Origin of the sequence: Lacticaseibacillus absianus (assembly GCF_013407595.1) — a bacterium.
In the GTDB taxonomy this organism is placed as follows: domain Bacteria; phylum Bacillota; class Bacilli; order Lactobacillales; family Lactobacillaceae; genus Lacticaseibacillus; species Lacticaseibacillus absianus.
On the sequence record NZ_JABEKX010000002.1, the window covers coordinates 727,440 to 739,715 of the forward strand.

Annotated in this window: 12 protein-coding genes and 1 other RNA gene; 3 read left to right on the forward strand and 10 right to left on the reverse strand. The window is 59.5% G+C overall.

The features are described 5' to 3' along the window. Nucleotides 1–62: 62 nt before the first annotated feature. Nucleotides 63–1,967 carry a M13-type metalloendopeptidase gene (locus HII33_RS08780; protein WP_179395428.1) on the reverse strand — a complete coding sequence of 635 codons (1,905 nt, stop codon included), beginning with the start codon at nucleotides 1,965–1,967 and terminating at the stop codon, nucleotides 63–65. Between the two features lie 166 nt (nucleotides 1,968–2,133). On the opposite strand from HII33_RS08780, the gene lplA reads away from it, so the two are divergent. Continuing rightward, a complete protein-coding gene (gene lplA, locus HII33_RS08785; protein WP_179395429.1) occupies nucleotides 2,134–3,150 on the forward strand; it encodes a lipoate--protein ligase in 1,017 nt (338 codons plus the stop codon). Nucleotides 3,151–3,239: 89 nt separating this feature from the next. Here the strand turns inward: lplA and HII33_RS08790 are convergent, their stop codons facing one another. The 6 genes from HII33_RS08790 to HII33_RS08815 all read right to left on the reverse strand — a co-directional run bounded on the left by HII33_RS08790 (nucleotide 3,240) and on the right by HII33_RS08815 (nucleotide 7,187). Next, nucleotides 3,240–3,467 carry a hypothetical protein gene (locus HII33_RS08790; protein ID WP_179395430.1) on the reverse strand — a complete coding sequence of 76 codons (228 nt, stop codon included), beginning with the start codon at nucleotides 3,465–3,467 and terminating at the stop codon, nucleotides 3,240–3,242. 68 nt (nucleotides 3,468–3,535) lie between these two features. Further along, the gene (locus tag HII33_RS08795) at nucleotides 3,536–4,465 is read right to left on the reverse strand and encodes an NAD(P)-dependent oxidoreductase (RefSeq protein WP_343036853.1); all 930 of its coding nucleotides are present in this window, start codon (nucleotides 4,463–4,465) and stop codon (nucleotides 3,536–3,538) included. A gap of 28 nt (nucleotides 4,466–4,493) precedes the next feature. Further along, on the reverse strand, nucleotides 4,494–5,621 hold the full coding sequence (locus HII33_RS08800) for a THUMP domain-containing class I SAM-dependent RNA methyltransferase (protein WP_179395432.1): 1,128 nt from the start codon (nucleotides 5,619–5,621) through the stop codon (nucleotides 4,494–4,496). A 123-nt stretch (nucleotides 5,622–5,744) separates the two neighbouring features. Continuing rightward, an RNA gene (rnpB, locus tag HII33_RS08805) (RNase P RNA component class B) lies at nucleotides 5,745–6,104 on the reverse strand. A gap of 17 nt (nucleotides 6,105–6,121) precedes the next feature. Continuing rightward, nucleotides 6,122–6,511 carry a cell division regulator GpsB gene (gene gpsB, locus HII33_RS08810; protein WP_179395433.1) on the reverse strand — a complete coding sequence of 130 codons (390 nt, stop codon included), beginning with the start codon at nucleotides 6,509–6,511 and terminating at the stop codon, nucleotides 6,122–6,124. Between the two features lie 103 nt (nucleotides 6,512–6,614). Continuing rightward, nucleotides 6,615–7,187, reverse strand: coding sequence for an SLOG family protein (locus HII33_RS08815; RefSeq protein ID WP_179395434.1), 573 nt, complete (start codon nucleotides 7,185–7,187; stop codon nucleotides 6,615–6,617). Nucleotides 7,188–7,257: 70 nt separating this feature from the next. Here HII33_RS08815 and recU point away from each other — a divergent pair, with 70 nt between their 5' ends. Together recU and HII33_RS08825 are read left to right on the forward strand one after the other, a co-directional pair. Further along, complete coding sequence (gene recU, locus HII33_RS08820; protein ID WP_179395435.1) at nucleotides 7,258–7,875, forward strand: Holliday junction resolvase RecU; 618 nt, start codon at nucleotides 7,258–7,260, stop codon at nucleotides 7,873–7,875. Then, nucleotides 7,868–10,195, forward strand: a complete 2,328-nt coding sequence (locus HII33_RS08825) for a transglycosylase domain-containing protein (RefSeq protein WP_179395436.1) — start codon at nucleotides 7,868–7,870, stop codon at nucleotides 10,193–10,195. Before recU ends, HII33_RS08825 begins: the two co-directional genes overlap by 8 nt. Before the next feature lie 333 nt (nucleotides 10,196–10,528). On the opposite strand, the gene HII33_RS08830 is transcribed toward HII33_RS08825, so the two are convergent. The 3 genes from HII33_RS08830 to HII33_RS08840 are packed head-to-tail and all read right to left on the reverse strand — an operon-like array spanning nucleotide 10,529 to nucleotide 12,254. Beyond that, the gene (locus HII33_RS08830; protein WP_179395437.1) at nucleotides 10,529–10,981 is read right to left on the reverse strand and encodes a deoxycytidylate deaminase; all 453 of its coding nucleotides are present in this window, start codon (nucleotides 10,979–10,981) and stop codon (nucleotides 10,529–10,531) included. After that, the gene (locus HII33_RS08835) at nucleotides 10,974–11,633 is read right to left on the reverse strand and encodes an endonuclease III domain-containing protein (RefSeq protein ID WP_179395438.1); all 660 of its coding nucleotides are present in this window, start codon (nucleotides 11,631–11,633) and stop codon (nucleotides 10,974–10,976) included. The genes HII33_RS08830 and HII33_RS08835 overlap by 8 nt, the downstream gene beginning before the upstream one ends. Nucleotides 11,634–11,645: 12 nt before the next feature. Continuing rightward, on the reverse strand, nucleotides 11,646–12,254 hold the full coding sequence (locus HII33_RS08840; RefSeq protein ID WP_179395439.1) for a DnaD domain-containing protein: 609 nt from the start codon (nucleotides 12,252–12,254) through the stop codon (nucleotides 11,646–11,648). Nucleotides 12,255–12,276 lie beyond the last annotated feature (22 nt).

Sequence of the window (12,276 nt, forward strand, 5' to 3'; positions counted from 1 at the left end):
TCATCCTCCTGAATCAAGCACAAAAAGGGGCCAGCTGGCCCCTTTTTGTCGAGTTGGCGCGGTTACCAGATCGTGATACGCTTCGCCGGTTCGAGGTACATCCCGTCACCAGGTTTGACGTCAAACGTCGTGTACCAATCGGCGAGGTTCTGCGGCTGGACGTTGGCCCGCAGCTTGGCTGGGGCGTGTACGTCCGTGGCCAGAAACATCTTTTGGAGTTCCAGCCGGGCCTTTTGCCGCCAGATCCGGGACCAGTTGATGAAGAATTCATGCAGGTCGTAATCTGGCAGGTTCTTGGCGGTTTCCAAGGCAGCGGCGAGGCCACCGGCGTCGGCGATGTTCTCGGAAACGATCAGCTTACCGTTGGCCCGACCAGCTTCAGTCTCTAACCCATCGAATTCGTCGATCATTGCTTGGGTCAGTTCCTTGAAGTGTGCGTAGTCGGCCTCTTGCCACCAGTTATTCATGTTCCCGAACTCATCGAACTGGGCCCCATTGTTGTCGAAGCCGTGGGAGATCTCGTGGGCGATTACGGCACCGATCCCACCGAGGTTTTGGCTCGGGGTCTGATCCAGTGCGTAGAACGGCGCTTGAAGGATCGCTGCGGGGAACGTGATGTCATTGCGCGACGGGTCGTAGCAGGCGTTGACTAAGTGCCCTGGCATCGCCCATTCGGTGCGGTCGACCGGCTGCGTCAGCTTGGCCAGGTTGTCTTCACGGACCGTCTGCGCGAGGCGGATCACCGCAGTCGTCAGGTCAGTGTCTGGGGCAACCGTCAGTTTTTGGTACAGCGCGTGCGCCTGATCAGGATAGCCCATCTTCAGGACCATCTTGTCCAGCTTCACGATCGCCTTGTCCTTGGTCGGCTGTGACAGCCAATCGGAGTTAGCCAAGCGGCGCTTGTAAGTGGCGATCATCTTCTCGACCAAGGCGGTGACATCCGCTTTGGCCTGCTCACCGAAGTAGGTCTTGCCGTAGTAGATCCCGATCGGTTCCGCGAAGAACCGATTGGCGATGCGGTACGCGTGCTTGACCTGACTCGGTTCTTCAGGGCTGCCAGACAGCGCTCGGCTGAACGTCCCACCCAACTGACGCAACGTCTCGGAGAGGTACCCTGTCAGTGAGATCAGCTCCGTGACATACGCCCAGTGCTTGTACGCGGTGAACGTGTCCGCGTTGAACAGCGCGGTGAATTCTTGCAAAAAGCGCGGATCTGCGACGATGATCACCTCAGGCTTTGCCGGTAAGGTGGCGGTCACAAACGCGGTGAAGTCGAAGGCGCCGAACTGTTCAGCGACTTCAGCGAACGGCTGTGGGTTATACACTTTCGGATAGTCGGCCCACTCCTCGGCGCTCTTAACGTGAGTGGCGATCGCCGCATCGAACTGCAGCGCGTCTTGCAGGAATGTGGCTTGGTCTTCAGGGCTGAGATCGGTCTTCGCCAGCAGCGCTTGGGCCATCTCGGTCCAGATCTTGAGCAATTGCTGTCCCTGCGCGTTGTCGTCAGCATAGTAAGTCGTGTCCGGCAAGATCGTGCTTGGGCCACTGATCATGTACTTGTTGACGCTGGTGTCTTTCATGTCGGGGTCGACGCTACCGCTGAATGGCAATGGAAACAGGGCCTGCGCGAGTGCTGCCGCCTGCTGGTTGAACGTGGCGAGGTCCGAGACTGCGGTCAGCTGCGCGAGGCGCGTCAACGCGGGCGTGATCCCAGCAGCGTCGCGGGCAGTGAAGTCCTTGGCCTTGTCGTACAACCGGGTCGCGGCTTCGAAGTAGGCATCTGGGGCCGCTTGCTCCCCGGCTGAGACGGCGGCAAAGTCGGCCATCAACTTGTCCTCGACGTCGTCGGCAAGGTCGGAGAAGCCGCCGGTACGGGACTTGTCTGGCGCGATCACCGCTGTCTTGGCCCACTCGCCGTTGACGGCATCATACAGATCATCTTGGTAACGTGGTGTTTCAGTTGCCATATTAATCCCCTTTCGCCGGTCTTTCTCACCGGCATTTAATATAGTTATCATTGTAGCGCAAGGCGATTCGAAATGCACCCCCCTTCGAAACGGTCCTAGGCGCTTTTTCTTGCGTCAAAGTGTAACAGCGCTTACAATGGGGATGCAACAGAAAGGGGCCGTTAAAATGTACTATGTCTTGATGACGTCGCATGATATTCGCATGAATCTTGCAACAGAACAATACCTAATGAACAACAAGAATTTTGATGAACCGCTGCTGCTGTTTTACTACGAGGGGCCAAGCGTGATCGTTGGGCGGAACCAGAATACCCAAGAAGAGCTGAATCAGGCCTACGTTGACGCACACCAAGTTGTCGTGACGCGGCGGCTATCTGGTGGCGGCGCGGTCTACCACGATCTGGGCAACCTCTGTTTCTCCTTTGTGGTCGATGCCGATTCGAAGGATTTCGGCGACTTCAAGTCTTTCACCCAACCGATCGTTGACGCGTTGCACCAGATGGGCGCGACCGGTGCCGAGGTCTCTGGGCGCAACGACATGCTGATCGACGGCAAGAAGTTCTCCGGCAGCGCGATGTACACGCGAGACGGCAAGACCTTCTCACACGGCACGCTAATGCTAGACGTCGATATGTCTGTCGTGCCACAGGTCTTGAATGTCCCAGCGGACAAGATCGCCTCTAAGGGGATCCAAAGCGTCCGCGCGCGGGTCACGAACCTCCGCCCTTACCTGGCTCCCGCTTATCAGGCGATCACGGTCCCGGAGTTTCGCGATATCTTGTTGACGCGCTTGTTCGGGGTCGACTCGGTCGACGCGATCGCAGACCGGGAATACCAGATCACGCCTGAGGACCAAGTCGAGATCGACCGGCTTTACCGTGAGGTCTACAGCAACTGGGATTGGGTCTACGGCAAGTCCCCGGCCTTCACGCAGCAGAAACGTCAGCATTTCGACATGGGCACGATCGATGCACGCCTCACGGTTGAAGGGGCCAAGATCCAAGCCGTCAAGTTCTTCGGTGACTTCTTCGGGCCTAAGGACGCCAGTGAGGTCGCCAATGCGCTGATCGGCGTGGTGTACGACCGGGCGCACATTACGGCCGCCCTTGAGCCGATCGACACGGCGCAGTATTTCACGGGCATCCCGAAGGCGCAACTCGTCGACTTACTCGTACGCGCCTGAGCCGAACGACGCGCAACAGCGCCTCGATCGCACGAGAGATGTGCGGTCGAGGCGCTGTTTGGGTGCGTCAAGTCAGTGCGCCCAGTCGCTCATGCCCAAGCGATCTTGGCGATGGCGTATTCTTGTAGACGTTTGGCGCCCTTGGCCGTCGTGATCGTGACGGTGCTGCGCTCCTGATACGGTTTGACCGTGCCCGGGATGATCGAATCAACGACGCCGCGTAGCTGCTGCTTGTCGATGGTGTGGATCTTCACCGGTCGGTGAGTCAATAGAGCATCCTCCAGTAAGCCAATGATCTCAGTGGTGCGTTGCGCCATGAGCAAGTACCTCCTTTTGTTTGCTGAAACCGATTACACGTTCAGTATACCCGAGCGGTACGCAAAAATCAGTACCCGGTGGCCAGGTCCACTTGATTCTTAACAATTGCCCCTGTCGCGTCAAGGCTCAAGACGTTGGGCAAAAAAATCTCGGCGACGGCCTGTCGCAGGTGTGTGACCGTCCCGGATACATGGGGGGTCAGGAGCAGATTAGGGGTGTGCCATAGCGGCGATCCGGCTGGTAGCGGTTCCTGCTCGAAGACATCAAGCGCGGCGCCGGTCAACTGGCCTGTGCGGAGCGCCGCCAGCAACGCGTCGGTGTCGACCGACGGCCCGCGTCCCACGTTGATGAACACCGGTGCGGCCGTCAAGTCAGCCCAAAACGCGGCGTCGAAGAAGTGCTGCGTCGCGGGCGTTAGCGGCATCACGTTGACGATCACCCGGGCGTTGTGGATCGGCGTCAAGTCGGCCGCTGTCGTCACTTCGGCGAACCCAGGGGTTTCGCGCCCACGGCGGTTGACCCCGATCACGGTCATCCCCTGCTGGCCCAGTTGCCGGGCGATCGCCTGGCCGATATGACCGGTGCCGAACACGGCCGCGCGTTCACCGGTCAATTCAAACATCGCGGCACGCCGCGCTTGGCCATCCCAGCTAGTCGCGATCGGAAACAGCCCACGGGCAAAGGCCAGCGTCGCGCCGAGGACAGACGCTGCGATCGGCGCAGCGTGGATCCCACTGGTGTTCGCGAGTATGATCCCTTGCTGGGCGAGTGTTGCCAGCGGCAGGTAATCGACGCCGGCGGAGACCGCCTGAATGAAGCGGACGTGGTTAGGCGCGGCAAGGATCGCGGCGGCGCGGTCATCCCAGCCCAAGATCGCATCGATCGTTGGGCCCATCTCGGATCGGTAGTCTGCCTGGCGGATCACGGTGAGCTCAGGGTGTTGCGTCAATGTCTTCTCGGCGTCTGCCGGGAGATCGAACAAGGTCAAGACCTTCACTTCTGCCACCTCCATCAGTGCGTATGCGTTAAGCCCGCTGAGTCGCCCAATACTGGAATAGGTCGGTCCGCAGGCTCCCATTGTAGAGCTTGCGGCGTTTGGTCGCCTTGCTGCCGAACGCCTTTTCGAAGCCTAGATCGGCCGTCAGGATGTACTTGCTCCAACCCGGCATCTGACTGTAGATCTGGCCCATCTCTGCGTATAGCTTGCGCGCGGCTTCCAGCTCCCCCATTCGCTTCCCATAAGGGGGATTGGCGACTAGGACCCCGCGTGGCTGGGTCGGGTGATTGTCTTTGACGGCCAGTTGCTTGAAGGTGATGTTGTGTAACAGGCCTGCCTGCTTCGCATTCAGACGTGAGACTTCGATCATCTCCTGGTTGATATCGCATCCGGTGATGTCCAGCGGCCGGTCGAAGTCGGCCGCATCCATGGCGGCGTCTTTGGCCGCCGTCAGGGTCGCCTGATCGAAGAAGGCAAAATCCTCGAAGGCAAACCGACGCTGCAGACCGGGAGCGATGTTCAGGCCGATCAGCGCGGCTTCGATCGGGATTGTCCCTGAGCCACAGGTCGGATCCATGAACGGCAATTCGGGGCGCCAGTTCGTCAGCATCACCAAGGCCGCCGCGAAGTTCTCCTTCATCGGCGCCTCCCCCTTTGCGATCCGGTAGCCGCGCTTGAACAGTGATGGTCCAGTCGTATCGATCGTCAGCGTCGCAATGTCCTTGAGGATCGACACCTCGAGCGGATACGTGTGGCCGGTTTCGGGCAGGCGCCCGCGGCGGTGGTAGACGGTCGCCAGCTTATCGACGATCGCTTTTTTGGTGATCGCCTGGACGTCTGGCTCAGCGTGTAGCGTTGAGCGCACGCTACGTCCCGCGACTGGAAACGCGGCATCCAGTGGGAGGTACTGGTCCCATGGCAGGGCCTTGACCCCTTCGAAGAGGTCATCGAAGGTGGTGGCCTTGAACTGGCCAACGATGATCTTGATGCGGTCTGCGGTGCGCAACCAGACGTTCGCGGTGGCGATCGCCTGGTCGTCGCCGCTGAAGAACACCTTGCCGTTGTCGGTCGTCGTCTCGAAGCCGAGGGCTTGGAGCTCACGTGCCGTCAGCGCTTCTAAGCCCGCGGCCATTGTCGCCATTAACTTGTGTTGCATATTTTCTCCTTCGGGGTGCAGATTCAATACCTTTATTGTACCTGTTTTGGGACGCGTAGACGAGCCTCACGCCACAGACAAAAAAACAGCCCGAGCGAACTCGGACTGTGCCTGCTTGCAGACCCCTATAAGCCATGTTTTGTTCAAGTGCGCCATCAGGCAAGGCGCACCGTCAGTAATCATCTATCTCAGCTTTCGCTGTATGGCCGTCGGTTCAATTCCCATGGTCATACGCCCCTACCAAAGTTTGGGTTACTCGCTCGCGGGGTTTACCCGTTCCAATCCCCCTGTTTCCAAGGGGCATCGTCTCTGTGGCACTTTCAGGCCGACTCACGCATGACCGAAGTTTTAGCGCTTTAAGCCGCCGTTACCGTTGCCGGTACCCAGGCTTATTGGGCCTGGCACGAACACTACAAGCATCGCAGCTTGTGCGGGCATGGACTTTCCTCACCTGACTGAAGCCAGGCGCGATTACTCGTGATCTGCAAGCGATTCACGGATTAGTAGCGATCGATCCCCATCGGGTCGGTCGGCTTCTGGCCGCCGTCGGCCAGCTTGCTCCCGAAGACGTGACGTTCCAAGTTCGACAGGCGCTTGAGGATGTCGTAATTGGTCGCGCTCGCGTTCGGCTGTGACGGGGTGGCCGCCGCGACGTTCTTGGAGACGCTCAGCTGCTTGGTCAGCTCATCGACACGACTGCGCAAGCGCGCATTCTCCTCGGTCAGCCGATCCAGTTCCGCATTGTAGGCCTCGTAGTCCTTGATCACCTGATCGAGGAACTCATCGACTTCATCCGCGTCGTAGCCACGCACCTTCGTCTTGAAGTTCTTCTCCAAAATGGTCTTGGCATCGAGCTGCAAGTTGAACGTTGCTTCGTTGTTGTTTTCCATAACCGAACACCTCGTCGTTTTCCCTAAACACAGGATGAATTAAGCATACCATATTCGACCGGGTTTGAAAATGAAAAAATGCGTCACACCGGCGTTGAACGGCTCACTCGTCCCAGTGCTGGGCCGCTTGCGCCTCACCGTACGCCCGGGCGGCTTCCTCTAGGTCGGGCATCGTCAGCAGCTGCACCGGATATGGGCGCCGCTTAGCTTCCGCCTGTGCCGTCTGGTACGCGAAGCGCGGTTTGCCCTCAAACTCGGGGTCGTACACGAACAGCGCCTGGTCGGTGTGCTGGGCCATGAAGCGCGTGTAATCGCTGAGTTGTTGCGGGCGCTCGTACGGGTGGCTGGAGGTATTACCGTGGTAGTCGACTTGTGTGATCAGGGTGGCCAGTTGGCCCTGATTCGCCTCATTCCACTGATGGCCAAACTCAGCAAACGGCAACATCAGCGCGACTTTGAGCGCCGGATAGTCGGTCCGCAAGTCGAGTGCCAGGCTGGCGGCCCACTGCTCGACCCCCAGCTCCCCACCGGTGATCACCCACGCTAGCCCGTCTTCTAACAGTGGGCGTAGCGCGTTTCTTAACGCATATTTAATGACGGTGATCTTCGGATCCGTCGCCCCGTACGCGCCGAGTTCCCACGCGCGGTAACCGGTCAGCCAAACTCTTGCCCCCAAAGTCGTCCCCCCCTATTCGATTAGGTCAAATTCACGGTCCTTGTTATAATAGCACTAGGAGTGTGATCCTATGACGATTCGTTATCCTAATGGTAAGCCATACGCGGCACCCGCGCAAACTACGCGGTCTGCGCCTGTCGAGTATGGCGGCCGCGGCATGACTTTAGAAGAAGAACTCAATCAGAGCAATCAATATTACCGCCAGGCGCAAAAGGCGGTCGTGTACAAGAAACCGACCCCGCTTCAGATCGTTAAGGTCGATTACCCGTCGCGGGCACAGGCAGTTGTGCGGGAGGCGTACTTCAAGACCCCTTCGACGACGGACTATAACGGGGTCTATCAAGGCCGCTACCTTGACTTTGACGCCAAAGAGACCAAGAACAAGCAGAGTTTTCCGCTCAAGAATTTTCATCCACACCAGGTCGCGCACTTCAACGCTTGCTTGGCCCAAGGCGGGATCTGCTTCGTGGTGATCCGCTTCGTCACCTCGGGCCGGTTATTCGTCTACCCAGCAAGCGACTTGAACCGTTTCTGGACTGCCGCCCAGCGTGGTGAGCGCAAGTCCATCCCGCTCAGCGAGCTTGAGCAGCACGGCTTCGAGCTTCATCCGCAACTCCAACCGTTGATCCCGTACCTGGACGGGGTCGATTGGCTGATCCAAACAAAGAGAGGGACCCAGAATGGCTAAAACAACTCCGTCGCGTGTCGCGTCTAGGCGCACACGCCAATCTAACTCACCACAAAAAAAGGCAGGTAAACACCGCCCCGGCCGCGTCCTGCGAGTCTTTCGCTGGTTGGCCCTGGCTTTCGTGCTGGCGCTGGTCGCCGGCATCGGCCTATTCGCGTGGTACGCCAAGGATGCGCCGACGATCACTCAAGAGGACCTGATGAGCGGTGGGAGCAGCACGCTGTATGCCAACAACAAAAAGTTGCTCAGCCTCGGCACGGAGAATCGGGTCTATGTCACGGCCGATAAGATCCCCCAGCAGCTCAAAGACGCGGTCGTCTCAATCGAAGACCGGCGCTTCTACCGTGAAGCACTGGGGATCGACCCGATCCGCATCGCCGGGGCCGCGCTGAGCAACGTCAAAGCTAAGCTCACCGGGACTAGCAACGGACCTGAAGGCGGCTCGACCCTCACCCAGCAGCTCGTCAAACTCGCAGTCTTCTCCACCAAAACGTCAGATCAGACCCTGCGGCGCAAGGCTCAAGAAGCCTGGCTAGCGGTCAAGGTCGAGCGCCAGTACTCCAAAGCCCAGATCCTCGAGTTCTATATCAACAAGGTCTACATGAACTACGGTCAGCGCGGGATGGCGACCGGGGCCCAGTACTACTACGGCAAGTCCTTGAGTCAGCTGAATCTCGCCCAGACGGCGTTCATTGCCGGTTTGGGGCAGTCGCCTGCAGGCTATGACCCCTACACTTACCCAGACCGCGCCAAGGCGCGGCGGGACGCCGTGATCGACGCGATGTTGCGTGAAGACAAGATCTCCCAGGCACAGGCGACGGCGGCCAAGGCCACCGCGATCACAGCCGGGTTGAAGCCTAAGACGACGACCACGAGCAACGTCAACACGGTCGATAAAGTGATCGACTCTTATCTGACTGAGGTGATCAAGCAGGTCAAAGCCAAACTCGATGTCGATCCTTACGCCGAGAACCTGAAGATCTACACGAACATGGATTATGAGACCCAAAAGAAGCTGTACGACTTGGTCAACAATGACGAATCGATCGGCTTTGACGACGACAAGTTGCAGACCGCGGTCACCTTGTCCGACCCCAAAACGGGTGCGGTGATCGCCCAGATCGGTGGCCGCAAGACTGGGGATGTGCGACTCGCCTACAACCGAGCGACGCGTAACGATCGCAGTAACGGCTCGACGATGAAGCCGCTGATGGATTACGCGCCGGCGATCGAGTACTTGAACTACTCCACCTACCAGCAGTTCGATGACACGCCGTACAATTATCCCGGAACGACCACGCCCCTGTACGATTTTGACCGTGGCTACCTCGGTCGGATCTCGATGCGCACGGCTCTGGAGCAGTCGCGTAACATCGTGGCGATCAAGGCGCTCGACGATGTCGGCTTGAGTCGCTCGGTGAACTTCCTCAAGGGCTTGGGCATCGACTTGCCGACCGATCAGCAGGTCTACGCTAGTGGGATCGGGGCCTCGGTCACGACTGAACAGGAGACGGCGGCATACGGCGCGTTGGCCAACGGTGGGACCTACTACAAGCCGTCGTACATCAGCAAGGTCGTGACGGCCGATGGTGAGACGGTCAATTTCAAGAATGCGGGCACCCGCGCGATGAAGTCGAGTACCGCCTACATGGTGACCGACATGCTCAAGGGCGTTATCACGCGCGGGACTGGGACCAGCGCGGCGATCAGCGGACTGATCCAAGCGGGCAAGACCGGGACGACCAACTACAGCGATGAAGAGTTGGCGAAAAACAGCGCGCTCAGCGGCCGAGTCAAGGATTCTTGGTTCACTGGGTACACCCGAGACCGTGTAGCCAGCGTCTGGATTGGTTACGACAAGGCCCAACAAAATGGCGTCTCCCCGACCGAAGAAGCGATCCCTAAGCGCCTGTACAAAGCGCTGATGACCTTCACATCCGAAGGGCTCACCAGCCGGGATTGGGTCAAGCCAGATTCGGTCAGCGTGGCCTACATTCTCAAAGGCAGCGACCCGGGAACCGAGATCACCGGTGACACCCGCAACACCACCCGTGAGCTCTACGTGCAAGGTTACGGCCCAACCACGCAAAAAGCGGTGACGACGCCACCGGCAAGTTCATCCTCGTCCTCGAGCAGCACCAGCAGCCAATCAAGTAGCATCAGTAGCCAGTCGACCTCGAGTTCGGTCAGCACCAGCAGCATTGAACCTAGCAGTACGCCGAGCAACAGTACGCCAAGCAGCAGTAGCACGCTGCCGCCTTCGTCATCAGAGCCCCCCGCCACCTCTGGCGGTTCTGGGGGTGACGGCGACGACGAGTGAGCGCCCGCAAGCCACCAGTGATGGTGGCTTTTTGTGTGGCCGGATACGCGACCAAGGCTGAGGGGTCAAGCGGTGTTACCTAGCGCATCGCATGCCCTCCGGTAAAACTAGGGTCACAGGGGGGCGTGCGAATGCAGTGGTGACGGGCAGACATGTGCGCGCCGGACCGCCACCGCAGGCTGGTGATCACGTCCCCTACCTGCGATCCTAAGGTGGGCGTTACGTGTTTGAATGAGGCAGTGCTTTTTTGGGGCTGCGATCGCCCTCGGCGTCCGAATGCGCCAAGGGCCGCCTGTCACGTTTGTGGATGACAGGCGGCCCTTTCCAGGTGGTCTAAAGTTTGGTCACTGCGACGTCGTGCGCCTCCAGCAGCGCCACCGCATAGGGATCGTTGTGGTAGTCATTCGCGTAGAAGACGCGGCTGACCCCTGCTTGGATCAACGCTTTGGTGCAGTTCAGGCACGGGAAAAACGTCACGTAGACGGCCGCGTTGCGCGTGGAGACGCCGTTTTGGGCGCATTGCAGGATCGCGTTCATCTCTGCGTGAAGCGTTCGGATGCAGTGGCCGTCGCGCATCAGGTGCCCGGCGTCATCGCAGTGCGGGTCGCCCGCGATGCTGCCGTTGTAGCCGGTCGCGATGATCCGGTGGGCCATCACCAGCACGGCGCCGACTGTCGCGCGCTCGCAGGTCGAGCGTTCGGCGATCGTGGTCGCCAGTTTCATGAAGTAGTGGTCCCAGGACTCACGGGTCGCGTGGCGTGTGGAAGGTAAGATCTGATCAGTCATCTGCGGGTTCCTCCTGATTCAACGGGGCGTAATCGTGGGCAAACACGTCCCACTCAGCGCCTGGTGGTAGCTGTGGGTGCCGCGCGGTCAGCCACTCGCGGCCGAGCCGGATCAGCGCGCGGTGCAAGTTGATCCAGGTCTCAGGGGGCATCAGCGCCTCCAACCGCCGTTGGATCTGCGTTGGTGTCGCGGTGGCAGATGCGATGCCGAAGCCTCGAATGATCCGGGTGACATGCGTGTCGACGGCGACTCCGGGGATCCCGAACGCATCGGTCCGCACCACAGTCGCCGTTTTGGGCCCGACGCCTGGCAGGTGGGTCAGGGCCTTGAAGTCGCTGGGGACCTGACCGTCATACTGGGTCACCAGCGCTTGGCTCAGGGCCTGTAGGTACTTGGCTTTGTTGTGGTACAGCCCCAGCCGGTCGATGTAGGTCTCGATGGTCGTGACCGGGGCCGCGGCCATCGCCGTGGGGGTCGGATAGGCCGCAAAGAGCTTCGGGGTGACTGCGTTGACGGCAACGTCGGTCGTCTGCGCCGATAAAAGCACCGCGACCAGAATCTGGAATGGGTCCTTGGCGTTCAACGTCGGGGGGACCCCGGGATACAGCTTGAGCACAAGTGTCAGTAGTGCGACGGCGCGTTGGTCATCCATTCGTAGCCCTCCTTATAAGCCGAGGTGGCGGTTTTTTTCTGCCTGCACCGCGGCCGGCGTGGTCAGGTGCCGCTTCTCCCAGTCGATCAGGATCCGGTCCATGTAGCGCAGGGAGTAGACGCGGTTGAGCACCGCCTCGCGCAACGCGAGTTGGATCATCTCCGGTGCGTAGTGATCGACCGCCAGCCAATCACGGATCGTCTGTTGTTCGATCGGCGACAGCGGCCGCCCAAACTCGACTTCGATCTGACTGAATGTGGCCTTACCCGCAGTGTCCGCCTGTGGTAAGGCGGTCTGCTCGACTGGGGCGAGCACTTGTGTCAGCAGCGGGGTCACGTCGTAGCGATCAACTGTGCGGCCACTGGCGTCTTTAGTGCTGACCAGCTGTATCGCCTGTTTGGTGATCAAACTCTGGATCACCGTGAACAACGCCTGGGGGGCAAGCTTGGTCGCCTGGCTCAGGGCGGCTAGGTCTGGCGCAGCGGTGTGGCGCTGATCCCATTCCAGTAGGAACAAGTAGACCACGAACTCCTGGTGCGTCAGGTCGGTGTCCGCGAAGTGTGCGAACAAGGCGTTCGAGACGCTGGTACTGCCAGCACGCAGGTAAGCATTCAACTCCATATAGGCCCTCCTCTCCTTTGCA